This is a genomic window from Corynebacterium suicordis DSM 45110, assembly GCF_015351405.1.
Classification (GTDB): Bacteria; Actinomycetota; Actinomycetes; order Mycobacteriales; family Mycobacteriaceae; genus Corynebacterium; species Corynebacterium suicordis.
Genome location: NZ_JADKMY010000001.1, coordinates 770,360 through 794,333 on the forward strand (window position 1 = coordinate 770,360; position 23,974 = coordinate 794,333).

Genomic DNA, 23,974 nt, shown 5'->3' on the forward strand with positions numbered 1-23,974 from the left:
ACTATGACTCAGGACACACTGCTCGTTTCCACCACCGGTGCGGTGCGCACCATCACCATCAACCGCCCTCAGGCGCACAACTCGCTCAACCGTGAGCTCCGCCGCGCGCTGCTCGATGCGTTCATCCGCGCGGCCGCCGATGCGGAGGCTGGCACGATCCGCGCGGTGGTGCTGCGCGCCGAGGGCAAGGCTTTTTGTGCTGGCCAGGACCTCAAGGAGCAACTCGAGGACATGCGCACAGGCGGGGCCACCGGCAAGGTTGTGCGCGAATACAACCCCATGGTCGCCGCCCTGCTGGCCATCCCCGTGCCCGTCATCGCCTCTATCCCGGGCCCGGCCGCCGGTGCCGGTTGGGGGCTGGCCATGGCGTGCGACCTGCGCGTGGTGAGCACCGCGGCCTCGTTCAAGGGGGCGTTCTCCGGTGTGGGGCTGACGGCCGACTCGGGCCTGTCCGTGACGCTCGTCCACGCTGTGGGCCGTTCCAAGGCGCTGGAATTGCTGCTTCTTGACGAGAAGATCCCCGCAGAGCGCGCCAACGACCTCGGGCTCGTTACTCAATTGGTTGCTCCCGAGGATCTCGACGCCGCTACGCAGGTGCTGGCCGACCGCATGGCTAGCGGTCCCACGGCCTCTTTTGTCGCCACGAAGAACTTGGTGAAGCGCGCCGCCGAGACCATTGCTGGAGCTTCGGAGGAGTCCGTGGCCCAGGACAAGTTGGGGACGACCTCCGATCACCTCGAGGCTATCCAGGCATTCCTGGACAAGCGGCCGCCGAGCTTTACCGGGCAGTAGTGGCTGGCAACTGGTAGTGTGGCTGGCTCGCCCGCGGTAAAACATTGCACCTGGTGTAAATATTCACTAGGTTTACTTCTGTGAGTTCCCATATCCCGTACTTCGACGCTTCCGTCGAAGAAGCTGGATTACGCGAACGCAAACGAATTGAGACCCTGTGCAGTATCGAGGATCACGCCACCCAACTGGTCCTCGACAACGGCTACGAGAACGTCACCGTCGATGACATCTGCCACGCCGCTCACATTTCGAAGCGCACGTTTTTCAACTACTTCGACTCCAAGCGAACCGCCACACTAGAGCGGCTCCACACAGACATCAGTGACGAGCTGCAAGACGAATTCTTCGCCACCTCGGCCAACGAGCTCATCAAGGGCATTATTCGCTTGATTCTGCAGCAAGCCCAGCTCAACGAAGGCCGCTCCGAAGAGTTCATGGCCACCTTGCAGCGCCGCCGCAAGAAAATCATGCACGCCAGCGAGGAGCTGGCCGCGGCTCGGGTCATGTCAATGATGCGCCAGCTCGATCTGGTCTCGCTCTTGGTAGGGCAGTACTTCGACCGTCACCCCGAGGCGCGCCGACTGCCCACGGTGGATGCCGAACAAGAGTCCCGCATGCTCGTCACGATGGCACACTCGGCCATCCGCATGGGCACGCACTACTGGATGAACGGCACGTCATCATCACACGCCGAGCTCTACAATGCCTGTGTGGGCGCACTAGGAACGATGGCCTACGTGCTCGATCAGGAATACTGCCCCGTCCACTCGCCGAAAGAAGCCCCCGCCGACAACCAGCGCGCTGTTGGCGACAGCGGTCCTCAGGCGCACAACGAAGGAAAAGAATCATGAGTCAACCCCACAAGGCGACTCCCGCTGCTGAGGACACTGCTGCCAATTCAGGGAGCCAGAAGACCAACATTGCCGCGGTGATGGCTTCCATCATGATGGCGATGCTCTTGGCGTCCCTCGACCAGATGCTTTTCGGCACCGCACTGCCGACCATCGTCGGTGACCTTGGTGGCGTCGAACATATGTCGTGGGTCATCACGGCCTACCTGCTTATGCAGACCATTACGATGCCGATCTATGGCAAGCTCGGCGACCAGATGGGCCGCAAGCCCCTGTTCATCGCCTCTATCGCCATCTTCCTGGTGGGTTCGGTCATGGGTGCGTTGGCGACCGACATGACCATGCTGATTATCGGCCGCGGTATCCAGGGCGCGGGCGGCGGTGGTTTGATGATTCTGTCGCAGGCCATTATGGCGGACGTTGTCTCCGCCCGTGAGCGCGGCAAGTATGCCGGCTACATGGGAGGCATCTTCGGTGTGTCCTCAGTGCTCGGCCCCACCCTCGGTGGTTGGTTCACGGATGGCCCCGGCTGGCGCTGGGCGTTCTGGATGAACATTCCGCTGGGCCTACTGGCGATCGCTGTGACGATTTGGGCTCTGCACTTGCCCGCGCGCAAGACGAAGCTCAACCTCGACTGGCTGGGAATGCTGTTCATGGCATCGACGGCCTCGACGTTGATTCTGTTCACCACTTGGGGAGGAAACCAGTACCCATGGGGATCCCCGGTGATCATCGGCCTCATTATCGGCTTTGTTGTCTCCTTGATGCTGCTCATCGCGGTCGAGCGCAAGGCCCAGGAGCCAATGATTCCGCTGGACCTTTTCCGCAGCCACAATTTCCGCATGATTACGCTCGCCGGCTTGTGCATTGGTATCACGATGTTCGGCGTGATGGGGTACATGCCGACCTACATTCAGATGGTCCACTCGTTGAACCCAACGAAGTCCGGCTACATGATGATCCCCATGATGATCGGCATGCTCGTGATGTCGATTACCGTCGGACGCTACGTCACCCGGTCGGGTCGCTACCGAGTGTTCCCGCCCGTGGGCATGGTGATCGTCGGCATCGCGCTGGTGCTCTTCCACCGCCTGACCCCGGATACCTCGCTGTGGTACTTGGGGATGTGCCTGTTCCTGCTGGGGCTCGGCCTTGGTATGACGATGCAGATTCTCATCCTGGTCGTGCAGAACTCTTTCCCGCTGAAGAAGGTGGGCGTGGCGACCGGCACAAACAACTTCATCCGCCAGCTCGGCGCAGCGCTGGGTTCGGCCCTCGTGGGCGGTATCTTCTCCAGCCACCTGTCGACGTTGATTAAGGAACGAATCCCAGCCGCGATGGCCGAGCTCCCACCGGAGATGTCTGCAAAGCTGCAGGCGCAGGAACAGTCCAGTCACGTGACGGAGGGAAGCCTGACCCCGGCCATCGTCAACCACCTGCCCGGACCGATCCACGACGTGTTCGTGAACTCGTACAATGACGCGCTCACCCCGGTCTTTCTCATCATGCTGCCGTTCTGTATCGCTGCGTTCGTGCTGCTGGTGATGGTGAAGGAAGTCACGCTGCGCACCACGATCGACTAGCCCCGCGAAACGACGAACACCACCCGCACCGGGGAAAACCGGAACGGGTGGTGAAGACTTGGGGGCGAGTCGCCCTGCGACTAGCGCTAGAGGATTACTCGCTCTTGGCCAGGCGGCGGGAGATGATCTCGATCATGATTTCGTTCGGGCCGCCGTAGATCGGCTGCACGCGGGAATCGAGGTAGTGCGTAGCGATCGGGTACTCCATCATGAAGCCGTAGCCACCGTGCATCTGCAGAGCCTGGTTAACGACCTTGATCTGCAGCTCGGTGGTGAGGTACTTAGCCATAGCGCCGGTAACCTCATCGAGGTTGCCCTCGACCTTCTCCATAATGCAGGCGTCAACGAAGGACTGAGCGGACTGGATCTCGGTCACCATCTTGGCGAGCTCCCAGCCGTAAGCCTGGTGATCGACGAGACGCTTACCGAAGGTCTTGCGGTCCTTGCCGTGCTGGAAGACCAGGTCGAACGCGCGGCGGGAGGTGGCGATGGAGCCCACGGCGATGGACAGGCGCTCCTGAGCCAGGTTGGTGCGCAGGTAGCCGAAAGCGGCGCCCTCCTCACCCAGCAGGTTCTCCTTGGGAACGCGAACGTCCTCGAAGGACAGCTCGGCGGTGTCCTGAGACTTCAGGCCAACCTTCTTCAACGGGCCGGTCTTGGTGTAGCCCTCCATGCCATCTTCGATGATGAGCATGGACACGCCAGCGCGGCCCTTCTCCGGGTTGGTGACGCACACGACGAGGGTGAAGTCAGCCTGAACACCGTTGGAGATGAAGGTCTTGGAGCCATTGAGGATGTAGTCGCCGTTGTCGTCCTTGCGGGCGATGGAGCGGATACCAGCGAGGTCAGCACCGGCGCCCGGCTCGGTCATGGCCAGAGCGGCGATCTTGTCGCCCGCAATCAGCGGCGCTAGAAATCGACGCTTTTGTTCGTCATTGCCAAATCGATCGAGGTAGGGGATGACCAAATCGTTCACGGTTTGGATGCCTACGATGACGGATCCGGAGTCAGCTTCGGCGAGTTCCTCGGAAACGATTGCGTTGAAGCGGTAGTCGTTGGCCATGCCGCCGCCGCCGAACTCCTCCGGTGCCATGATGCCCAGCAGGCCCATGTCGCCTGCCTTCTTGAACATCTCACGGTCGCAGTAGCCCTGCTCGTGCCAGCGCTCTACGTTTGGCTTGATTTCGGCATTAACGAAGTCGCGAACGGTTTCGCGGAACATGTTGTGCTCATCTTCGAAAATTTCGCGTGGCAAGTAATTCTTCATGAACTCCCTCTCAGAGGATCAAGGAAAATATGGTTTTGGAGACTCACAGACACTCAGTGTGATCTGCACCTCGCAATGGCTATAACCATATCGCTTACGCAGTCTCTTTGCTAAATATCTTCGCTTTGTGTGTAGCGGAGGGGTGGATGGGTCCTCGTTTACCGCGGGTGAGGGATCGGGAGGGGCCTGGGGGAGGGCGGAAGAGGGTGGCGTCGAAAAGAAAATAAATGGAGCTGCCTGCGGGTATGCAATTAAACAACAAAGAAGTTGCGAAAATATTGACATACTAAGTGAGGTCTAGCTAACCTATCTATGTGTCACAGGCTAGTCACCTGAGATGCACTGCAGTTGTGGAATAGCCACTGGCAACCGGATCTCTTCTCTCCGGCAGCCGAGCCCGATCCGCGGAGTTAATACCGCCGAAGCGGATTCGAGCTAAGCGTGGCGGGATACTCACACGATCTGCGCAGACTCGTCACCTGCGCGGCTGAATATCCGAGCAAGATTGAATGGCACTGTTTCCGGCTCGTCACCGAAAACTTTTGCGAGATAAACCGCTCCGAGCATTAGCTTGCGGGCGGTTTTTCGCATGCGCTGTCTTGGCCGCAGTATAGGATCTTCATGTCTACCCACTCCCAGCGAGGGAAGTGGTCACTCAACACTAAAGAAGCAATGGTGCGATGAATTCCCACACTTTCACACGTCGACTGGCAGCCACAGTATCCGCGAGCGGCCTGGTTGCCATGAGCTGCCTGAGCACCACCATGATGAGCACCGCAGGCGCGGAAACCAGCAGCTGTGGAACCGACGAGGTGACCGTGGTCGTCGCCGGTGAAGGCGAAGGTTGCGCCAAGGACGGCGCCACGGGATTGGAAGCGCTGGATCAGGCCGGATTCGAAGTCACCCCCGTGTCCAGCATGCCGGGCATGATCTGCCAGATCAATGGTGCTCCGGAGAACGCGGATTGTTCCAAGGCGCCGGAAATGGATGCTTTCTGGGGTTACTACACCGCGCCTTTGGGCGGGGAGTGGGCATTCAGCGAGAAGGGTGCCAACGAGCAGATCGCCAAGGCCGGCACCGTTGAAGGCTGGGCATTCGGAAACTCCGCACAGCCCGGAGAAGTACCGGAGGCTGGGAACAAGCAGAACGATGATGACACGGTGATTGAGGAAGAAAAGAGCGAGAACGTGTGGCTACCGATCGCCGGCGTGATCGTGGTTCTGCTGGCACTGGTGGGGCTGGCCATGTACTTCGTGCGCAAGCGCAATTCTCGCCGCACCGTTTAATTTCCCCGCTTAGTCTGCATTCACCGTGTTGGGTCAAGCTGCGCCGCGTTCCCTGAATCCGTGGGCGTGGTGGATCTGGGCCGTGGGGATGGCGGTGAGCGCGGGTTTCGTGAATAACCCGCTGGTGCTGCTGTGCATGATCGCAGTGTTATGGCTGGTGGTGGTGGCTCGGCAGGGAAACGCGCCATGGGCCCGGGCGTTTGGGCTCTATGTGGCGCTGGCGGGGTTCATCGTGGCCTTCCGCCTGGGCATGTATGTGCTGGTCGGGGTGAAGATGGGCAAGCTGCTTCTCCTGGAGTTTCCGCGGTTGTATCTTCCCGAATGGGCAGCGGGCATCGGGATACTGGGGCCGGTGTACTGGGAAGGCGTGGTGCAGGCCGGGGTGGATGGTCTGCGGCTGGGCACCATCATCATCGCTGTGGGTGCCGCGAACACACTGGCCAATCCCAAGCAGCTGGTGCGCTCCTTACCCGCCGCGTTGGGGGAAGTGGGCACCGCGGTGGTGATCGCGTTGTCGCTGGCCCCGCAGTTCGCGGAATCTCTGGTGCGTGTGCGCCGGGCGCAGGGATTGCGTGGCGAAAATACGACGGGACTGCGCAGCATCCCGGCACTCTTGCTGCCGGTGCTGCAGGACACCTTGGAAGGCGCGCTCAAATTGGCGGCAAGCATGGATTCTCGCGGATACGGCCGTAGGGCTTTGCTCCCGCGGGGGCAACGAAGGCTCAATACTGCGGTATCTTTCTGCGGTTTGGTGGGGGTGTGCGTGGGGCTTTACCTGCTGTTGGATGCGACACTGCCGCCGCTGGTGAACGTGGGCGTGCTGCTCGTGAGCTGTGCGCTAGTGTTTGTGGCGCTGCGCCTGCAGAGCAAGCGTTCGCAGGTCACGCGATACTTCCGCCCCGAATGGGCGGGCGCAGAATGGCTGACCGTGGGCTGCGGGCTGCTGGTGGCAATGTCCGTATTTTTCACCAAAGCCATTCACCCCAGCGCACTACTGCAGCCCAATTTCCCCCTCGCGCCACCGGAAGTACCGTGGCTGGTGATCGCCTCCCTGCTCGTGGCAGCCCTGCCCGCAGTGCTCACCCCAGAACCGGCACCCGTTGCCCGGCGCAGGAGCCCGCGAAGGAAAGTTGAGATGAGCGCATGAAAAATATCCCGCTTCGCGAACCCTGGTCCACCGAGCCGCTTTTGGAGATGGATCGGGTGTCCGCGCGCTACGCAGGGGTTGGCGTCGAAACACTCAAAGAGGTTTCCCTGACCCTGAACGAGGGCGAGATCCTGCTGGTGGTCGGTGCCACAGGGAGTGGAAAATCCACGTTGCTGCGGGCAATGACCGGGGCCATGCCACACACCACGGGCGGCACGCTGTCCGGAACCGTGCGCGTGCTGGGCCGTGATACCCGCGAATTCCCGCCGCGAATGTTGGCCGATGCCATCGGGGTGGTGCATCAGGATCCGCAATCCACGTTCGTGGCGGACACCGTGGAAGAGGAGCTGGCCTATGGCATGGAGCAGCTGGGGATGCCGCGGGCGGAGATGCGGCGGAGGATGGAGAAAATCCTGGATCTGCTGGGCATTGCGGAGTTGCGCGAGATGCCCCTGCGCATGCTTTCCGGCGGGGAACAGCAGCGAGTGGCGCTGGGGGCGGTGCTCATGGCGAACCCAGCGTTGATCGTGATGGACGAGCCCACCAGCGCGTTGGATCCGAACGCCGCCGATAACGTGCTGGGTATCATCCAGCGTTTGGCGCATGAGATGGGCACAGCGGTCGTGGTTGCCGAGCATCGCATCGAGCGCGTGCTGCAGTATGCGGATCGCGTGGCGCACGTGGATAGCCAGGGATACGTGCAGGTGGGGGAGCCGCGGGAGATCATGCGTACCTCGGAGGTGGCCCCACCCGTGGTGGAACTGGGTCGGTGGGCTGGTTGGTTGCCGTTGCCTTTGTCCGTGCGGGAGGCGCGAGTTGCAGGGTCTGCTTTGCGACGCCAACTCCATTCCACCCCCCGCCCGGGATCAGAGACTGCGGAGCCTCAAGGTGAGGTGCTCCTCGAAGCTCGCGGATTGCGCGTGAGCTACCCGGGAATTGAGGCGCTGCAGAAGACCGACCTCAGCCTTCGCGGGGGCGAGGTGGCGGTTTTGATGGGGCGTAACGGCTGCGGGAAATCCACGCTGCTGTGGGCCCTGCAGGGAGGGCTGGCTAGAACTTCTGGCGAGGTTTCGGTGAAGGGAGCGGATCCGGCTCAGCTCAAACCGGGTGCGCGCAGGCGGCTGGTGGGCCTGGTCCCGCAAACCCCGACCGACCTGCTGTATCTCCCCAGCGTGCGGGAGGAATTAGAGCGCAGTGATCGAGAATCTGGGGCGGATACCCGTGGCATCCTGGATTCGTTGCTTCCCGGGGTGCCGGATTCTGCGCACCCGCGGGATCTCTCCGAGGGGCAGCGCCTGGCCCTGGTGCTGGCCATTCAGCTGGCAGCCGGCCCGCAGATAATTCTGTGTGATGAACCCACCCGCGGTTTGGACTATTCGGCAAAGCGAGCGCTGGTCAGCGCACTTGAGACTTTGCGGGAGCGCGGACACGCGGTGCTTATCGCCACCCATGATGTGGAGTTTGCGGCCTTGTGCGCGGATCGGGTGCTGGAGATGGCCGGGGGAGAGATCATCGCCGATGGCCCCGCGGTGGATATTCTCTCCAGCTCAGTGGGCTATGCCCCGCAGGTAGCCAAGGTGACCGCGGGTGTGCACCACGATTCCCGCTGGCTCACCGTGGCTGACGTGCAACGCGCTGGGGTTCTGGATGCCTGAGCAGACGACTAACGCCATCCGATTGCGCAGGAAATCGCTGGTGTTCCTAGGGATCGTGGCGCTGGCCAGCGTGGTGATGTTCGCGTGGCCGTTGTTCGCCAGTCCCGGCGCACTGGAGGGTTTTTCCTCGCGCACTCCGCTGATCATCGCGGTGCTCATCCCCATGATCCTGGCAGTGGTCCTGGCGGAGATCAGCGAAGAGGGCTTTGATGTGAAAGCCGTGGCGATGCTCGGGGTGCTCTCGGCCGCGGTGGCAGCGGTGCGTCCACTCGGGGCGGGAAGTGCGGGGTTTGAGACCGTGTTCTTCGTGCTCATCCTGGGCGGACGGGTATTTGGGCCAGCCTTTGGATTCGTGCTGGGCTGCACCGGGATGTTCGCTTCCGCGCTGCTCACCGGTGGGGTGGGGCCGTGGCTGCCGTATCAGATGCTGGGCGCGGCCTGGGTGGCGTTTGGCGCCGGATTGCTCCCGCAGTGGCGTGGGAAACTGGAGATGCTGGTGCTCGCTGCATACGGTGCGATCGCCGCGCTGGGTTATGGCCTCGCGCTGAACTTAAGTTTTTGGCCGTTCACGCTGGGCGCGGACACCGAACTGTCCTATGTTCCCGGCGCGGCCGTGGTGGAGAATCTCCACCGCTTCATCGTCTTTTCCCTCAGTACCTCGCTGGGGTGGGACATCATCCGCGCGCTGGTGACCATCGCGTTATTGCTGGTGGCAGCCCCGGTGGTGCTGGCCACTTTGCGTCGCGCGGCTCACAAGGCGGCCTTTGCTGCTCCCGTTAGTTTTGCCGCGCCAGCGGAAACAGAACCTAGGACTGCTTCTGACGTTCCTCGGCAGCCAGCTGGCGCTCGCGCTCCTCAGCCATCTGCCGACGAGACTCCCGCAACCACTCCGGCTGATCCTCCAGCAGGGACTTGATCTGCGCGGTGGTCATGGAATCATCCACGTTGTGCTTCTTCAGCGCGGTGATGGTGATGCCCAGCTTGCGGGCCACCTCGGGGCGTGGGTGTGGTCCTTCCCGGCGCAGCGTTTCCAGCCACTCGGGCGGATTGTTCTGAATCTCCACGAACTGCTCATGAGTCAGGTCGTTCTCCTGAAACTCCTGCGGCGCCGCTGGCAGGTAGATGTTCAGTTTCTTGGCCGCCGTCAACGGCTTCATGGGTGGACCGGATTTCGCATTTTGAGAGCTCACATTGGCTATTCTAACGCTGCCCCTAGAATGAACACATGCCTACCCAGTTTCTACGAGTCGTGTTCAGTCCCGGAGTCCAGCCGGACAAGTGGTTCACTCGCTTTGATGAGCGCGTTCGTCACTGGCGAGTAGCCGGTGCACAGGCCGAAGATCCCTTGAAGTACATCAAGGCAGGCGCTGCAGATGTGGCATTGCTGCGGGTGGGAGATGCTGGCGTCGATAAAAATACTTATCATTCCGTGGATCTCTATGAGGAACAGCTGGGCGTGGCTGCCCCGAAGGACCACCCGGTGAAGGTCATGGAGCGGGTGCGTTACGCGGAGTTGGCCGGTGAGATGGAAATGTATGTCACGCCCGCGGATGGCGAAGTGGATGTGGCAGCCGTGAAGGAAGCCCTGGGGGTGGTGGCTGCGAACGTGGGTGTGGTGATTGCGCCGCGGCCGTTGTTGCGTGCCATCAACATGCGCGGGGTGGTGCATCGTGATCTTCTCGACGCCACCTCGGCCGGGTCGACGCGCGTGATCGCCGTGTGGCTGCGGGATAAGGACTCGGATGAGGTCCAGGATTTCGTGGGCGTGTGCCGCGGGCGGAAATCCGATAGTTCTCGTCAGCACAATCCGCAGCAGAAATCTAAGGCGAAGAAGAAGGCGGCGCAGCAGAGTAGTGCCCTGGTGACGGGTCCGGCGGCGAAGAATCGGCCGCGGAAGAAGCGCTAATTCGGCGGAAAACCGCTGGTCTGAACCTCTAGTAGACCGTTGGGCATATTAACTTAATGTTCAACTCACAAACATGTAATTTCCACTGTGGATTTCTACGGTTAGAGACATGAACACCACACCAGCCCTGAACTATCCAGGGCGCACAACAGATCAAACCGCCACCGAAACGGGCGTGGCCAGCGCAAATCTCGCAGAAACTGATGTGAGAACCTACGTGCTGGACACGTCCGTTTTGCTTTCGGACCCCTTCGCTCTGCGCAAATTCGCAGAACACCGCGTGATTCTGCCGGTGGTGGTGATCAGCGAGCTGGAAGGTAAGCGGCATCACCCGGAACTCGGATGGTTCGCGCGTCAGGCTCTGCGCCTGCTGGAGGATCTGCGCACTGAGCATGGTCGCCTGGATCTGCCCAGCGTGATCAACGAGGAGCAGGGCACCGTGCAGGTGGAGCTCAACCACGTGGATCAGGAAGTGCTGCCATCCGGGTTGCGCGGCTCAGATAATGATCACCGCATTCTGGCCTGCGCACTGAACCTGCGTGCCGAGGGGCATGACGTCACGCTGGTCACCAAGGATGTACCGCTGCGCGTGAAGGCCGGATCCGTGGGCCTGGATGCCGATGAATACAAGGCTCAGGATGTGGTGCTGACCGGCTACAACGGCATGGCGCGGGCGGAAGTGCCCAGCCACCTGATTGATGAGCTCTACCTCAATGGCGAGGTGGACCTCACCGGAGTGCAGACCGTCACCGGTGTGGATCTGGATGAACTACCCGTGCACTGCGGTGTGCAGCTGACCGCTGGCAGCCAGTCCGCGCTGGCGCGCGTGGTGGGCGATGGCCTGGTGGATCAGGTACCGGCTGACTTGGAAGCCTTCGGCATTCGCGGGCGTAGCGCGCAGCAGCGTGTGGCGCTGGATCTGTTGCTGGATGAAGAAATCGGCATCGTTTCCCTGGGCGGAAGCGCCGGAACCGGTAAGTCTGCGCTGGCACTGTGCGCTGGGTTGGAAGCAGTGATGGAGCGCGGGCAGCACAAGCGCATCGTGGTGTTCCGCCCGCTCTACGCGGTCGGCGGACAGGATCTGGGGTTCCTGCCGGGTAGCGAAAACGAGAAGATGAACCCATGGGCTCAAGCTGTCTTCGACACCCTGGAGGGTGTGGTCAGCGATAACATTATCGAGGAAGTTGTCAGCCGGGATCTGCTGGAGGTCCTGCCTCTGACCCACATCCGCGGACGCAGCCTCAATGATTCCTTCGTGATCGTGGATGAAGCCCAGTCCCTGGAACGCAATGTGTTGCTCACCGTGCTCTCCCGCCTGGGACGGAATTCCCGCGTGGTGCTGACCCACGACGTAGCCCAGCGAGACAACCTGCGCGTGGGCCGCCACGATGGCATCCAGGCGGTCATCGAAAAGCTCAAGGGTAACCCGCTCTTCGCGCACATGACCCTCACCCGTTCCGAGCGTTCGCAGATCGCGGAACTGGTGACCAACCTGCTGGAAAACGGGTAACTAACCCCCTGGGGTGGGAAAATTGTGCATAAATTTAGCGGGGACCCCGTTCCGTGAGGCAAAATTGTGCGCATGACTTCCGCTGAGAAAGCCAGCATCGAGATTCGTCCCATGACCGGATCCGATTACCCGCAAGTTCGTGTGATTCTGCAAAACGGAATGGATACGGGCGAGGCCACCTATGAGCGCGTGGCACCGCAGTGGAATGTCTTCTCCAAGAACCGCCACATGACCCTGGCTTTTGTCGCGGAGGAGACCAACGAGGACGGTGAAAAGGCCATCATCGGCTGGGTCACTGCAGCCCCCACCAGCCACCGCGAGGCACTGCGCGGAGTGATCGAAGATTCCATCTACGTCTCCTCCGCAGCCAAGGGTAAGGGCGTGGCCGGTCGTCTCCTGGATCACCTGCTCAAGGCCGCAGCCGAGCAAGGATTCTGGGTGATGCACTCCAGTATCTTCCCGGAGAATGTGGCCTCCATCAAGCTGCATGAATCCCGTGGTTTTGAAAAAGTGGGTGTGCTGCACCGCATGGGGCTGATGGAATACGGCAGAAAGGCCGGGCAGTGGCGGGATGTGGTCTACATGCAACGCATCCTCGAAAACGGCCCGGCCTGGGAAGCCTCAGCTGAAGAAAGCTAGTCCAGCGTTTCCTTCAGCTTCTCGGGCTTCACGAAGCACACCACGAGCGCGCTGAAGATCGCCAGGGGAGCCATCGCACCGAGGATGGGGACCAGAGCGTCGTTGTAGCTATTCACGATCATCTCACCCAGAGCCCCCGGTGCATTGTGCACCATCTCTGGGGTCATGGAGTTCGCGCCACCCTTGTAGGCCTGCGCCTGCGCGGCTTCCTCAGGGGAGAGCTTCGCGAACGCGCCGGGCAGCCCTTCCTTCATCAGATCGCTGAGCCGGTGGGTGAACAGCGAGCCCACCACGGACACGCCCACCGCGCCGCCGATCTGGCGGAAGAAGTTGTTCGACGCCGTCGCCGTTCCCACCATCCGCAAAGGGAAGGTGTTCTGCACGATGAGCAGCAGGGTCTGCATGGAAAGTCCCAGACCTAAGCCCATGAGTGCTTCTACGAGGCCCAGGTGGACCAGGGTATCGTCCGCGTCCAGTTGACCGAGTAGCAGCAGAGCTGCGGCCATCACGAACATGCCCACCACGGGGAACCACTTATAGGATCCCGTGCGCGTGACGAACTGACCCACCACGATGGACGTGAAAATCATGCCTGCCATCATCGGGATCATCATCAGACCCGCCTTGGTGGGGGACAAGTTGTGCACCATCTGGATGTACGTGGGCAGGAAGCTCAGCGTGCCGAACATGCTCGCGCCCAGAACAATGCCGCTGGCCACAGTCAGCGCAAAGTTGCGGTGCTTGAACAGAGTCATCGGGATGAGCGGGTTGGAGTGACGGTTCTCGAAGAACACGAACAGAATGGAACCCAGGATCGCTACGACGATCATCGTGATGATGAGCGGGGAATCCCAGGCGTACTCGCGGCCGCCCCACGTCACGGTCAAGATCAGGGAAGATGTGGCGACGATCATCGTGATGGTTCCCAAGATGTCATGGGCCGCGGTGGAGTGGCGTCGAGGAAGCTTCAGAACCTTCGCGGCGGTAAACAGGGCAAGCAGACCCAGGGGGACGTTAAACCACAGCGCCCAACGCCAGCCGGGACCATCGGTGAAGAAGCCACCGAGCAGTGGGCCGAGCACGGAGCTCACGCCGAACACGGCACCCATCACGCCCATGTACTTACCGCGCTCACGGGCGGGAACCACGTCCGCGATGATGGCCTGGGAGAGCACCATCAGGCCACCGCCACCCAGACCCTGGATGCCGCGAGCGAAGATCATCATGTTCATGGATTGCGCCAGCGCTCCCACCACGGAACCGATGAGGAACAGCACGATGGCGGCGAGGAACAGAGGCTTGCGACCCAACTGATCACCGAGCTTGCCGTAGATGGGCATGCCCACGGTCATGGTGAGCAGGAAGATGGAAATGACCCACGTCATGTGTTCTGCGCCACCGAGCTCGCCAACTAGGGTGGGCAGCGCGGTGGAGAAGATCATCTGTCCCAGGGAGGACATGAGCATGGTGAGCATGAGACAAGCCACCACAACCGCCACGTTGTTGTTCGGCGGGGTGCTGGCCTGGGACTCTAGAGGCTTGGTCGAATCTAGAGACTTGGAATTATTGGGTTCTTCAGCGGGGGAAACTGGGTGTGACAAGACAAACCTATTCTGCGGGTGGAAATAGAGAAGAAACAGTCATAGCGGAGAAAATTTGTGCAAAGTCCGAGGCAGTGGTGTCTACGGATTGTTCGGTGAGATAGGCGGCATCGGGCTGCATCGGGAGGATGGACGCGGCCCACAGCGTGATGGTGGTGGAAGTCACCACCAAGCGAGCTTCTTGCGCCAGCGAGCGGTGGGGGAGCATCCGGTGTTCCGGGTACGTCTCCATGTTCTTGGTCACGGCGATGGCCAGCTGGTTGCGGGTCTTCTCAAAGGTGCTGAGCTTGGACATGCCCAGCGACGGGGTGCGGCGGAGCAATTCGGTGCGACGCTTGCGCAGTTCGGCAGAAAGTTCCGGATGGATGGAACCTGCCTCCATCGACGCAGCATGCTCCACGCGTACCTTGGCCACGATGCTGGACAGCTCGTGAATCAGCGATGAGCCTTCGGGGACACGGAGATTTTCGATCTGTTGGAAATTGAAAGAAGAGAAGTTGATGGGCGCGGATCCCACCGCCACGTGTTCCTTGGACTGGAAGTAGTTGAAGAAGGTGCGACGCGAGACCATGGCGGCTTCGCAGATCTCTTCTAGCGTGACATCGTCATAATCACGTTTTAAGAAGAGTTCAGTGGCTTTGTCCTCGATGCGGAGATGCGTCTCGAGGCGCTTGAGCTCGCGCAGTCCCATGGTCTTCCGGTCTGGGTAGGAGGGATTCATAGTCGTGAGTGTAGTTCCTTATCTGGCCTTAATTGGCGAGAAATTATCCTCAAATTCACAAGACTCCAGACTAGACTTCCTTGAGTGAAAATGTCCACCTGTGAACTTTTGCACTCACTGTAGACTTTTCTGAAAGTTTTTCGAGCGGTTGAGGAACGTGGTCTGGGGCAGCGGAAAACCCGAGATCCGTTGCAGAGTGATGCAACGGAGCTCGGGTTGAGAGCTCGAGAAAAGACGAAGCGCTGATTACTTATCGCGGTCGGTGTTCGCCATGGCAAGCACGTCCAGGCGCTTGTCCAGTTCTTCCTCGGTGAGCTTGTCGTTATCCACGAAGCCCATGTCGATGACCGTCTGGCGGATGGTCTTGCCTTCCTTCAAAGCGGCCTTGGCCACCTTGGCGGCATTTTCGTAGCCGATTGCGGAGTTCAGTGGCGTCACGATGGATGGGGAAGACTCAGCCAGGGTGCGCATGCGACCCACATCTGGCTCGATGCCATCCACCAAGCGGGTGGCGAACTGGCGGGAGGTGTTGGCCAGCAGCTTGGCGGATTCCAGCACGTTGCGGGCCATCATTGGGATGTACACGTTGAGCTCGAAGTGGCCGTTGGAGCCACCGAAAGCCACAGCGGCATCGTTGCCGATGACCTGTGCAGCAACCTGGGTTGCGGTCTCACAGAGCACTGGGTTGACCTTGCCCGGCATGATGGAAGAACCTGGCTGCAGGTCAGGCAAGTGGATCTCGCCCAGACCGGTCAGTGGGCCGGAGCCCATCCAGCGGATGTCGTTGGCGATCTTGTTCAGGGAGATTGCCACGCCGCGCATGGCGCCGGAGAACTCAACCAGGGCATCGCGGTTAGCCTGAGCCTCGAAGTGGTTCACGGCCTCGCTGAGGGTCTTGGCACCGGTGAGGTTGATGAGCTCCTCGGTGACCTTAGCGCCGAAATCAGCTGGGGTGTTCAGGCCGGTGCCCACTGCGGTGCCGCCGATAGGCAGCTCGCCCAGGCGGTTCAGGGTGGCCTCGACGCGCTCGATACCCAGGGTGATCTGGCGGGCGTAGCCACCGAATTCCTGACCCAGGGTCACGGGTACTGCATCCATGAGGTGGGTGCGGCCGGACTTAACGACCTTCTCCCATTCCTTGGACTTCTTCTGCAGGGACTCTTCCAGGACCTTCAGCCCAGGAATGAGGTCTTCCACAGCGGCCAACGTGGCGGCCACGTGGGTCGCGGTGGGGAAGGTGTCATTGGAAGACTGGCCCATGTTCACGTCATCGTTGGGGTGAACCTCCACGCCATTGGCCTTCGCGATGGACGCGATGACCTCATTGGTGTTCATGTTGGAGGAGGTTCCGGAGCCGGTCTGGAAGACATCGATGGGGAATTCTGCATCGTGCTTTCCGTCGGCGATCTCCTTGGCAGCGGAGATGATGGCCTCGGCGCGATCAGCTGGAAGCAGTCCGCGATCCAGGTTCACCTGCGCGCAGGCTGCCTTGAGCAGACCCATGGCGCGGATCTGTGCGGATTCCAAAGGACGGTCGGAAATGGGGAAGTTATCCACTGCGCGCTGGGTCTGTGCACGCCACAGAGCCTTGGCGGGAACCTTCACTTCACCCATGGTGTCGTGTTCGATGCGGAAGTCTTGCTCAGTCATATTCAATCCACCTTCATTAGTGTTGTGATGCAGGGAGAATTTCTAGCGCCCAGAAATGCGCGCAGAAAATGTGCCCAGAATACGTCCCCAGAATACGCGCGAACATACGCCGGGGAATGCGGATCAACTACTAGCTGGTGTAATCCAGCACGGAGTATTCCTGAAGCTTGTTCAGCTGGTGCACACTCTCGATGTGGCGCACGGTGCCGGACTTGGAGCGCATCACCAGGGAGCGGGTGATGGCGGAATTCTTGCGGTAGGAGACACCGCGCACCATGTCGCCATTGGTCACGCCGGTGGCCACGAAGTAGCAGTGCTCGGAGTTCACCAAGTCAGAGGTGGTCAACACGCGGTTGAGGTCATGTCCGGCATCGATAGCCTTCTGACGCTCTTCCTCGTTGCGAGGCCACAGCTTGCCCTGGATCTCGCCACCCATGCACTTCATGGCGGCAGCGGAGATCACGCCTTCTGGGGTGCCTCCGATGCCCATCATGATGTCCACGGAGTTCACCAGGTCATCCTGAGCTGCGGCAACGGCACCGGCTACGTCGCCGTCACCGATCAAGCGCACCTTGGCGCCGGCTTCGCGGATTTCGCGGATGAGGTCCTGGTGGCGGGGACGATCCAGCACCACCACGGTGATGCCACCAGGTACGGTGCCCTTGGCCTTGGCCACGGCGTTGATGTTGTGGGCCACGGGAGCTTCGATGTCCACCACGCCCACAGCCTCGGGGCCCACGGCCAGCTTGTCCATGTAGAACACGGCGGATGGGTCGTACATGGAGCCGCGCTCAGCAGCTGCGATCACGGAGATGGCGTTGGGGCGACCCTCAGCCATCAGCGTGGTACCGTCCACTGGATCCACAGCGATGTCCACGGCGGAACCTTCGCCGTTGCCCACTTCTTCGCCGTTGTACAGCATGGGGGCTTCGTCCTTTTCGCCCTCACCGATGACAACCACGCCGCGCATGGCCACGGAGTTGATCATCTGGCGCATGGCATCCACCGCGGCACCGTCGCCGGATTCCTTCTGCCCGCGTCCAACCCACTTGCCGGATGCCAAGGCTGCTGCCTCGGTAACGCGAACCAACTCCATGGCCAGGTTGCGGTCTGGGGCTTCGTTCTTGCGATCAGCAGACGGATTGACGTTCGCCGTGGCGGTCATGTGCACCAACTCTTTTCGTAGGTTTCTTTTATCGATTGCTGTTGTCCATTGTGACACTGTTGCGCCGTTTCGAGCACAAACCACGCCACCGATTGGGGGGTTGAGTGCCGGTTAGTGCGATAATGGCGCTTGTGCGTATCGAAAAACCCCGCGTGTTTCAGTCGTCCAAGGATCTTTTTCTGACTTTGGGCGTGCTCATTGTGTCCATGTTTTTGGTGGTGGGTTTCACCGGCATGTGCAGCGTGGACCCGGGGTCTCCCGATACCAGCGGCCCGGTGGAAGAGGTGGACGCGGAGAACATCCTCGCCATGGACGCACAGGCCCTGAACTTCCCCATCCGCTACCCGCACATGCCGGAAGGGTGGGTGCCCAACTCGCAGCGCCGCACGCAGGTGGGCAGCGAGTCCTCTGTGGTCACCGGTTGGGTGATCGATGGGGATAAGTTCATTTCCCTGACTCAAACCCCGGCGGATATGAAGCATGCAGTGCAGCCCGATGATGATTATCGGGAGGAAGTCCGCACCGAGAACATCGGCGGCAAGGAGTGGAAGGTCATGGAGGGTGAGGATGCCCGCTCACTGTGGGTGACTGACCTGGGGGATGTCCGCCTCATCCTGGAAAGCATGGCCGATGACGCGCACATGCGCCAAGCTGCGGAGATCACGTTGAAAACTGAGCCGATCAAGCAGCCCAGCTAGTTAGTCCCCACTAAACTATTCGAGGACCTCTTCCGCATCCTCCTGCGCACTATTGCGCTTCTCCAGAGCGGTTTCGATCCGGGTGGAGGCACCATCCAGGTAGCGCTCACAGTAAGCCGCCAACTCTTCGCCGCGCTCCCAGTAATTCAGGGATTCATCCAGGCTCATCTGCCCGAGCTCCAGAATCTTCACGATCTCCACCAACTCATCCCGAGCCTGCTCATAGCTCAGTTCGTCCAGCGCGCGGAACTGCTGTTGTTGCTCACTCATTGTCTTCATCCTTCTCGGTGTGATCAGTGTTGTTGTTGTTTGGATTGGCTTCCAATTTTTTCCCGACGCCACCAGGCGCGGCCTGCACTCCCATCGCGGCCGCGGTGATGGAACCATCAGCTACGCGAATGCGCAATTGTGATCCAGGCGGCGCCTGCTCTATGCCTGTCACCACAGCGGGCCCAGACCCATCCCTCGGCACCACTTGCACCACGGAGTATCCGCGCGCCAGGGTCTGCGCGGGGCCCAGCGCATTGACTTGCGCCTTGAGTCCCTGAATGTGGCTGCGCCTCTCCCGCACCGCGAGCCCCAGCGCGCGATCCTTCCGCGCGATGGCTTCTTCCAGCAGGCCTTGCTGTTGTTTCACCGGCAGGAGAGGATCTGCCAGCACTGGCCGGCTCCGGATATTGCCGAGGCCTTTCTTCTCGTTGGCCACCCATCCGCGCAATGCCCCGCCAGCGCGGCCACGCAGCTCATCCAGTAGTGCCTTTTCCGCAAGCACGTCTGGAACCACGTGTTTGGCGGCGTCGGTCGGTGTGGCGGCTCGGAAATCCGCCACGTTATCCAGCACGGGCGTGTCCGGCTCATGCCCGATGGCGGAGACCACCGGGGTCTTCGCGCGGGAGACTGCCCTGGCCAGTGCCTCTTCGCTGAAGGGGAGGAGATCTTCCGCGGACCCGCCTCCGCGGGCGATGATGATCACATCTACGGCTGGGTTGGCATCGAGGGCAGCAAGGGCGTCGATAACCTGGGGCACAGCGGTGGGACCCTGCACGGCGGTGTTGATCACTTCAAACTGCACGGCGGGCCAGCGCGCCTGCGCTACGGAGAGCACGTCGCGTTCTGCGGCGGATCCACGGCCGGTGATCAAACCGATGCGTCGGGGTAGGAAGGGGAGGGGCTTCTTCAGGCGAGCATCGAACAAACCCTCCGCAGCCAGGGCGCGCTTGAGCTCCTCAATGCGCGCCAGTAGCTCGCCGATGCCCACGTGGCGCACGGCCGTGACCCACAGAGAAAAGGATGCCCTGCCTGCGTAGAAGGCGGGCTTGCCGTGCATGATCACCCGGTCGCCGGTTTGCAGCGGGGGCTGCATGGCCGCCAACTTGCTGGTGCTCAAGGTGACCTGCACGGAAGCTTCCTGCTCCACATCGCGCAGGGTGATGTAGGAGAGCTTCCACGAGGGCTTCATGTTGATCTGCGCCACCTGGCCCTCCACCCAGATCTGGCCCAGCCGCTCGATCCACTGCTTGACCTTCGCGTTTAACTGCGCCACGTGCCACGGGGCGTCGGGGCCGGCCGGTTGGTTGGCGGAATCAGGCGCAGAAGATTGGCCGGTTGGTTGGCCAGGGGATGAACTTTGAGGACTCACAATTATTCATTGTATGGGCTGCCAAGACAGGGCAACCCAGATGGCACCCAGACTCGCATTTCGCACGTGCGTTAACATGGCTGACATGACCACTACTCACACAGACGAGACCACCGTGAACGAACAGTACAACCAGTCTGAAAAGCGGGTTTTGCTGGCCGCGCCGCGCGGTTATTGCGCCGGTGTGGATCGCGCAGTCGAAACTGTGGAAAAAGCCCTGGAAAAGTACGGGGCGCCACTGTTTGTGCGCAAGGAGATCGTGCACAACAAGCACGTGGTGACCACCTTTGAAGAGCGCGGCGTGATCTTCGTGGATGAAACCACCGAAGTTCCCCACGGCTCCAACGTGGTGTTTTCCGCCCACGGCGTGTCCCCGATGGTGCACCAGGAGGCCCGCACCCTGGAGCTCAACACCCTGGACGCCACTTGCCCGCTGGTCACCAAGGTGCACCACGAGGTCATCCGCTTTGCGCGTCAGGGCTACCAGATCGTGCTGATCGGCCACCACGGACACGAAGAAGTGGAAGGCACCGCGGGCGAGGCTCCAGACGTGGTCCACCTGGTCGATGGCCAGGCAGACGTGGACGCCCTGGAATTCCCCGAGGGAACCAAGCTGATCTGGCTCTCCCAGACCACCTTGTCCGTGGACGAGACCATGGATACCGTCCGCATGCTCCGCGAGAAGTTCCCGGATATCCAGGATCCTCCGAGCGATGACATCTGCTACGCCACCCAGAACCGCCAGGTCGCCGTCAAGGCAATCGCGCCGAAGGTGGAGCTGATGATCGTGGTGGGCTCCCAGAACTCCTCCAATTCCAAGCGACTGGTGGAAGTGGCCCTGCAGCACGGAACCAAGGAATCCTACTTGGTGGATTACGCCAACCAGATCGATCTGGCATGGCTAGATGGCGTGACCAACGTGGGCGTGACCAGCGGCGCATCGGTGCCGGAGATCCTGGTCCGCGGTGTGCTGGATCTGCTGGCGGAGAACGGCTTCACCTCCGTGGAGGAAGTCACCACCGCAACCGAAGATCTGATCTTCTCCCTGCCGCGCGAGCTGCGCCCCTCCCGCACTAACCGCTAAAGGTTTTTATTCCGACGCCCGGTATCGCCGAGCCGGGCGAGGCAGCGTAGACCTTTCGGGTCCGGTCTGCTCCGCAGATTCAACGCTCTCTATCGGCTCAATGACATCTGCACGGGGGAGTTCGCTGCGCGCTGCGCGGCGCTGTTCGGCCTTGCGCAGCAGCTCGTCCACAGTGTGGGTTTGCTCGCCCTCGCGAGCTCGTGAACTAGGGGAGCGGTAGCTGGCGCTGGGGCGTGAGCGCTTGGGCTCAAGGCGTTCGTAGTCAGCGCGAGCATAGTCAGTGCGTTCATAGTCAGCCCGTTCAAACTCAGACTCAAACCGTTCAAACTCCGCATCATTCTCGTCCGCATCCTGCAGCTCAGCTGCGCGGGAGGTGCGGCCGGAGAATTCCTCGCTGCGTGAGCGGGAGCGGGCACTGGTGTAGCTCAAACGATTGTTTTCATCGGCCTCACGGCGGCGGCGTCGAGCAAAAGATTCCGCCTGCAATGCACGGTTTCGCTTCGCATTGAACCGGCGCCAGCGGATGACCGCGATGATGAGCGAGATGAGGAAAGGCACAGCCAGCCAGGGGAAATGCTCAATGGCTGGGTAAGCGGTGGTGAGGACCTTGGTCTTCGTGCCCGCAGAGGACACGGAATCCGCGGCGGCGATCCACCCGATGAGCACCGTGCCGATCACGTAGTAGATCGGCTGGGTGACAACGGTGAGGAAAAGCCCGCGGGGCTCCACCAGCAGCGTGCACAGCACGCAGGCGATGGCGAAGAGGATGAAAAACACCAGGGGAGTGATCCCCTTGTCTATCGCGAAAATCAGTCCGGTGATGGTGACACCGATCATCATCAGCATCGGTGCCCACACGGGAAACATGGGGCGATCCGTTGGTGCTGAGTGACGGGATTTGGCTCGCGAACGACTATAGGTGGATTCAGGCACGGGTTTAGATGTTACTTCTCGTCTTCCGAAGATTTAGTATTTCCCCGCAGTGGTTTGAGAAGCGCGCCCAACTTGAACTTGCCGGAATCGGAACCCTCGGAGTGCGCATGGTGGGAGCTGGCCGCAGCTGACTCGTCCTGGGACTGCTTGAGGCGCGAGAACCATTGCTTGGCAGCCTGCTCGCTCTGGGCGCCCGTGAGAGCACCTGCGGTGGTGGAGAACTTGATCTGCGCGGAGGTCTTTTCTCCGGTGGCGAGGTCCGTGAGATCGCCCATGTAGCGCAGCGCGACCATGATCATGGCAGCAACTGGCACGGCCAGGAAGGCTCCCACGATGCCGAACAGGGTGCCACCGATGGTGACGGCCAGCAGGATGATCACTGGGTGCACGTTCATCGCGCGGGACTGCAGCACTGGCTGCAGGATGTTGCCCTCCAGCTGCTGTACGGCGATGATGATGGCCAGCACGATCAGCGCGGTGGTGAAGTCCACTGCTACCAGAGCGATCAAAACGCTCAGTGCACCAGCGGTCACAGCACCAACCATGGGGATGAAGCCGGCGAAGAAGGTGATCACTGCCAGGAATCCTGCCAGTGGGACATCGAGGATGACCAGGCCGATGCCGATGAAGAACGCGTCGATGAAGCTCACCAGAGCCTGGGTACGGATGAATCCGCCCAGGGTGTTCCACATGCGGGTGAGGACCTCGGTGAGGTGCCAGCCCACGCGGCGGCCGGTAATGCGGCGCACGGTAGGCAGGAAGTGCTCGCCATCCTTGAGGAAGAAGAAGGTCAGGACCAGCACGATGAACAGAGTCACCAGTGCGGACATGGTGGCGGAAGCGCCGGCGGCAACGGTGGTGGCGATCTGACCAGCCTGCTCCTGCAGCCAGCTGGTGCCCTGACTGATGGCGTCGTTCAGCTGGGAAGACTCGATGTTGAAAGGAGGGCCGGAGAGGTAATCTTGGATGCGGAAGATGCCGTCATTGGCCTTGTTGATCAGCTCACCGGTCTGATCCACCGCAGAGGGAGCCATGGCACCCAGGATGCCGCCGATGGCAGCGAAGGAACCAAGCAGGGCGATGAGCACCGCCAGAGCATTGGGGATGTGCCACTTGCGCAGCGTCCGGACCACTGGCCACAGGACGGTACACACGATGATGGACAGCAGGATTGGCAGGATGCCCGCCCATACCTGGCCCAGGAAGTTGAACAGGATGTAGGCGGCAGCACCCATCACCAGGAAGCGCAGGCACCAGCCGGCAAACCAGCGGCCGGTGGTTCCGATGACCTCCGCGCGGTCGCGTACTTCCTCGTTGAGACCCTCGTTGGTCTTCAGGTCTTTATCCAGAGTTTCTTCATTTGGAGTCATGTCCTCGGCGGGGAGGGCCTTGCTCTCGGAGTAATCCGGCGCCGTTGCAGCTTCATCAGCCTGGCGACCCTCAACAACTCCGTTGGGGAGTGGAGGGGAGGATTCTGGAGCGGAAGGCTGGGTAGGTTCCGAAGAGTTATCTACTGCGCTATCGGGAAGAGGCAGGGTGGTTTCTGGATCGAGGCGGTCTGAACCGGCCAACATATCCGCGAAATCCCGGCCATTGTGTGCGGGGCGTGCGTCGTTATCACGCTTTTTAGGGCTCATTCTCCCTATTGTGCACTATGGCCGGGACTGGTGGGAAAGAATATCTAGCGGTTGAGTCCCGCCAGGGTGGCATCGTCGGTGCCGAGGGCTTCGCCGAGTTCGCCGGCGATGTCATCATTGGTGCCGCGCAGCATCGCCACGGAGACGATGAGACCGCCCCAGATGATCGCGATGAACAGCACCATCAGAATGATTGCGGTTGTAGTCATG

General features: G+C 61.0%; 23 protein-coding genes. 12 read left to right on the forward strand and 11 right to left on the reverse strand.

All coding sequences use genetic code 11. From position 1 onward, the window contains the following. Positions 1 to 3: 3 nt before the first annotated feature. The 3 genes from IRY30_RS03620 (at position 4) to IRY30_RS03630 (ending at position 3,226) form a co-directional block, all read left to right on the forward strand. Positions 4 to 792 carry an enoyl-CoA hydratase/isomerase family protein gene (locus IRY30_RS03620; protein ID WP_194556005.1) on the forward strand — a complete coding sequence of 263 codons (789 nt, stop codon included), beginning with the start codon at positions 4 to 6 and terminating at the stop codon, positions 790 to 792. 80 nt (positions 793 to 872) lie between these two features. Continuing rightward, the gene (locus tag IRY30_RS03625) at positions 873 to 1,643 is read left to right on the forward strand and encodes a TetR/AcrR family transcriptional regulator (protein WP_194556006.1); all 771 of its coding nucleotides are present in this window, start codon (positions 873 to 875) and stop codon (positions 1,641 to 1,643) included. After that, positions 1,640 to 3,226 carry an MDR family MFS transporter gene (locus IRY30_RS03630; RefSeq protein ID WP_194556007.1) on the forward strand — a complete coding sequence of 529 codons (1,587 nt, stop codon included), beginning with the start codon at positions 1,640 to 1,642 and terminating at the stop codon, positions 3,224 to 3,226. Before IRY30_RS03625 ends, IRY30_RS03630 begins: the two co-directional genes overlap by 4 nt. 94 nt (positions 3,227 to 3,320) lie before the next feature. Here the strand turns inward: IRY30_RS03630 and IRY30_RS03635 are convergent, their stop codons facing one another. Beyond that, complete coding sequence (locus IRY30_RS03635) at positions 3,321 to 4,493, reverse strand: acyl-CoA dehydrogenase family protein (protein WP_194556008.1); 1,173 nt, start codon at positions 4,491 to 4,493, stop codon at positions 3,321 to 3,323. A gap of 680 nt (positions 4,494 to 5,173) precedes the next feature. On the opposite strand from IRY30_RS03635, the gene IRY30_RS03640 reads away from it, so the two are divergent. The 4 genes from IRY30_RS03640 to IRY30_RS03655 are packed head-to-tail and all read left to right on the forward strand — an operon-like array spanning position 5,174 to position 9,497. Next, on the forward strand, positions 5,174 to 5,779 hold the full coding sequence (locus tag IRY30_RS03640) for a hypothetical protein (RefSeq protein WP_194556009.1): 606 nt from the start codon (positions 5,174 to 5,176) through the stop codon (positions 5,777 to 5,779). Positions 5,780 to 5,804: 25 nt separating this feature from the next. Beyond that, positions 5,805 to 6,926 (forward strand): energy-coupling factor transporter transmembrane component T, encoded by a 1,122-nt coding sequence (locus IRY30_RS03645; protein ID WP_194556010.1) that lies wholly within the window; start codon positions 5,805 to 5,807, stop codon positions 6,924 to 6,926. Beyond that, on the forward strand, positions 6,923 to 8,581 hold the full coding sequence (locus tag IRY30_RS03650) for an ABC transporter ATP-binding protein (RefSeq protein WP_194556011.1): 1,659 nt from the start codon (positions 6,923 to 6,925) through the stop codon (positions 8,579 to 8,581). Before IRY30_RS03645 ends, IRY30_RS03650 begins: the two co-directional genes overlap by 4 nt. Further along, positions 8,574 to 9,497: an ECF transporter S component family protein gene (locus tag IRY30_RS03655; RefSeq protein ID WP_194556012.1), complete on the forward strand. Its 924-nt coding sequence runs from the start codon at positions 8,574 to 8,576 to the stop codon at positions 9,495 to 9,497. Before IRY30_RS03650 ends, IRY30_RS03655 begins: the two co-directional genes overlap by 8 nt. Here the strand turns inward: IRY30_RS03655 and IRY30_RS03660 are convergent. Then, a complete protein-coding gene (locus IRY30_RS03660; RefSeq protein ID WP_194556549.1) occupies positions 9,388 to 9,738 on the reverse strand; it encodes a DUF5997 family protein in 351 nt (116 codons plus the stop codon). The genes IRY30_RS03655 and IRY30_RS03660 overlap by 110 nt on opposite strands. Positions 9,739 to 9,806: 68 nt before the next feature. Between IRY30_RS03660 and IRY30_RS03665 the strand changes: the two genes are divergently transcribed. From IRY30_RS03665 to IRY30_RS03675, 3 genes are all read left to right on the forward strand, one after another. After that, positions 9,807 to 10,487, forward strand: coding sequence for a type 2 periplasmic-binding domain-containing protein (locus IRY30_RS03665; RefSeq protein WP_194556013.1), 681 nt, complete (start codon positions 9,807 to 9,809; stop codon positions 10,485 to 10,487). A 109-nt stretch (positions 10,488 to 10,596) separates the two neighbouring features. Further along, on the forward strand, positions 10,597 to 11,997 hold the full coding sequence (locus tag IRY30_RS03670; protein WP_194556014.1) for a PhoH family protein: 1,401 nt from the start codon (positions 10,597 to 10,599) through the stop codon (positions 11,995 to 11,997). Between the two features lie 72 nt (positions 11,998 to 12,069). Beyond that, positions 12,070 to 12,636 (forward strand): GNAT family N-acetyltransferase, encoded by a 567-nt coding sequence (locus IRY30_RS03675; RefSeq protein ID WP_228502539.1) that lies wholly within the window; start codon positions 12,070 to 12,072, stop codon positions 12,634 to 12,636. Here the strand turns inward: IRY30_RS03675 and IRY30_RS03680 are convergent. The 4 genes from IRY30_RS03680 to glpX all read right to left on the reverse strand — a co-directional run bounded on the left by IRY30_RS03680 (position 12,633) and on the right by glpX (position 17,773). Then, a complete protein-coding gene (locus IRY30_RS03680) occupies positions 12,633 to 14,237 on the reverse strand; it encodes an MDR family MFS transporter (RefSeq protein WP_228502541.1) in 1,605 nt (534 codons plus the stop codon). The two genes, IRY30_RS03675 and IRY30_RS03680, sit on opposite strands and share 4 nt — an antisense overlap. 7 nt (positions 14,238 to 14,244) lie before the next feature. After that, a complete protein-coding gene (locus IRY30_RS03685) occupies positions 14,245 to 14,958 on the reverse strand; it encodes a TetR/AcrR family transcriptional regulator (RefSeq protein ID WP_194556015.1) in 714 nt (237 codons plus the stop codon). Between the two features lie 246 nt (positions 14,959 to 15,204). After that, entirely contained in the window at positions 15,205 to 16,608 is a 1,404-nt protein-coding gene (locus tag IRY30_RS03690; protein ID WP_194556016.1) for a class II fumarate hydratase, read from the reverse strand. 130 nt (positions 16,609 to 16,738) lie between these two features. Beyond that, a complete protein-coding gene (gene glpX / locus IRY30_RS03695; RefSeq protein WP_194556017.1) occupies positions 16,739 to 17,773 on the reverse strand; it encodes a class II fructose-bisphosphatase in 1,035 nt (344 codons plus the stop codon). 122 nt (positions 17,774 to 17,895) lie between these two features. On the opposite strand from glpX, the gene IRY30_RS03700 reads away from it, so the two are divergent. After that, entirely contained in the window at positions 17,896 to 18,471 is a 576-nt protein-coding gene (locus IRY30_RS03700; protein ID WP_194556018.1) for a DUF4245 domain-containing protein, read from the forward strand. A 15-nt stretch (positions 18,472 to 18,486) separates the two neighbouring features. Here IRY30_RS03700 and IRY30_RS03705 read toward each other — a convergent pair whose 3' ends face one another. Next, complete coding sequence (locus IRY30_RS03705; protein ID WP_194556019.1) at positions 18,487 to 18,741, reverse strand: exodeoxyribonuclease VII small subunit; 255 nt, start codon at positions 18,739 to 18,741, stop codon at positions 18,487 to 18,489. After that, on the reverse strand, positions 18,734 to 20,014 hold the full coding sequence (gene xseA / locus IRY30_RS03710) for an exodeoxyribonuclease VII large subunit (RefSeq protein ID WP_309826324.1): 1,281 nt from the start codon (positions 20,012 to 20,014) through the stop codon (positions 18,734 to 18,736). The genes IRY30_RS03705 and xseA overlap by 8 nt, the downstream gene beginning before the upstream one ends. A gap of 181 nt (positions 20,015 to 20,195) precedes the next feature. Here xseA and IRY30_RS03715 point away from each other — a divergent pair, with 181 nt between their 5' ends. Next, positions 20,196 to 21,194, forward strand: coding sequence for a 4-hydroxy-3-methylbut-2-enyl diphosphate reductase (locus IRY30_RS03715; RefSeq protein ID WP_228502543.1), 999 nt, complete (start codon positions 20,196 to 20,198; stop codon positions 21,192 to 21,194). Positions 21,195 to 21,200: 6 nt separating this feature from the next. On the opposite strand, the gene IRY30_RS03720 is transcribed toward IRY30_RS03715, so the two are convergent. Genes IRY30_RS03720 through metS form a run of 3 tightly spaced genes read right to left on the reverse strand, consistent with a single transcriptional unit; the run spans position 21,201 to position 23,973 of the window. Beyond that, positions 21,201 to 22,127 (reverse strand): DUF6542 domain-containing protein, encoded by a 927-nt coding sequence (locus IRY30_RS03720; RefSeq protein WP_194556022.1) that lies wholly within the window; start codon positions 22,125 to 22,127, stop codon positions 21,201 to 21,203. 11 nt (positions 22,128 to 22,138) lie between these two features. Beyond that, on the reverse strand, positions 22,139 to 23,764 hold the full coding sequence (locus tag IRY30_RS03725) for an AI-2E family transporter (protein WP_194556023.1): 1,626 nt from the start codon (positions 23,762 to 23,764) through the stop codon (positions 22,139 to 22,141). A 44-nt stretch (positions 23,765 to 23,808) separates the two neighbouring features. Next, on the reverse strand, positions 23,809 to 23,973 hold the full coding sequence (gene metS / locus IRY30_RS03730) for a methionine/alanine import NSS transporter subunit MetS (RefSeq protein WP_194556024.1): 165 nt from the start codon (positions 23,971 to 23,973) through the stop codon (positions 23,809 to 23,811). Position 23,974 lies beyond the last annotated feature (1 nt).

Excerpts from the sequence above, each read along its gene's own strand:
- IRY30_RS03620 (WP_194556005.1), top strand. The coding sequence starts at position 4 with ATGACTCAGGACACACTGCTCGTTTCCACCACCGGTGCGGTGCGCACC.
- IRY30_RS03630 (WP_194556007.1), top strand. The coding sequence starts at position 1,640 with ATGAGTCAACCCCACAAGGCGACTCCCGCTGCTGAGGACACTGCTGCC.
- IRY30_RS03635 (WP_194556008.1), bottom strand. The coding sequence starts at position 4,493 with ATGAAGAATTACTTGCCACGCGAAATTTTCGAAGATGAGCACAACATG.
- IRY30_RS03640 (WP_194556009.1), top strand. The coding sequence starts at position 5,174 with ATGAATTCCCACACTTTCACACGTCGACTGGCAGCCACAGTATCCGCG.
- IRY30_RS03650 (WP_194556011.1), top strand. The coding sequence starts at position 6,923 with ATGAAAAATATCCCGCTTCGCGAACCCTGGTCCACCGAGCCGCTTTTG.
- IRY30_RS03655 (WP_194556012.1), top strand. The coding sequence starts at position 8,574 with ATGCCTGAGCAGACGACTAACGCCATCCGATTGCGCAGGAAATCGCTG.
- IRY30_RS03660 (WP_194556549.1), bottom strand. The coding sequence starts at position 9,738 with ATGAAGCCGTTGACGGCGGCCAAGAAACTGAACATCTACCTGCCAGCG.
- IRY30_RS03665 (WP_194556013.1), top strand. The coding sequence starts at position 9,807 with ATGCCTACCCAGTTTCTACGAGTCGTGTTCAGTCCCGGAGTCCAGCCG.
- IRY30_RS03670 (WP_194556014.1), top strand. The coding sequence starts at position 10,597 with ATGAACACCACACCAGCCCTGAACTATCCAGGGCGCACAACAGATCAA.
- IRY30_RS03675 (WP_228502539.1), top strand. The coding sequence starts at position 12,070 with ATGACTTCCGCTGAGAAAGCCAGCATCGAGATTCGTCCCATGACCGGA.
- IRY30_RS03685 (WP_194556015.1), bottom strand. The coding sequence starts at position 14,958 with ATGAATCCCTCCTACCCAGACCGGAAGACCATGGGACTGCGCGAGCTC.
- IRY30_RS03690 (WP_194556016.1), bottom strand. The coding sequence starts at position 16,608 with ATGACTGAGCAAGACTTCCGCATCGAACACGACACCATGGGTGAAGTG.
- glpX (WP_194556017.1), bottom strand. The coding sequence starts at position 17,773 with ATGACCGCCACGGCGAACGTCAATCCGTCTGCTGATCGCAAGAACGAA.
- IRY30_RS03700 (WP_194556018.1), top strand. The coding sequence starts at position 17,896 with ATGGCGCTTGTGCGTATCGAAAAACCCCGCGTGTTTCAGTCGTCCAAG.
- IRY30_RS03705 (WP_194556019.1), bottom strand. The coding sequence starts at position 18,741 with ATGAGTGAGCAACAACAGCAGTTCCGCGCGCTGGACGAACTGAGCTAT.
- IRY30_RS03715 (WP_228502543.1), top strand. The coding sequence starts at position 20,196 with ATGACCACTACTCACACAGACGAGACCACCGTGAACGAACAGTACAAC.
- IRY30_RS03725 (WP_194556023.1), bottom strand. The coding sequence starts at position 23,764 with ATGAGCCCTAAAAAGCGTGATAACGACGCACGCCCCGCACACAATGGC.
- metS (WP_194556024.1), bottom strand. The coding sequence starts at position 23,973 with ATGACTACAACCGCAATCATTCTGATGGTGCTGTTCATCGCGATCATC.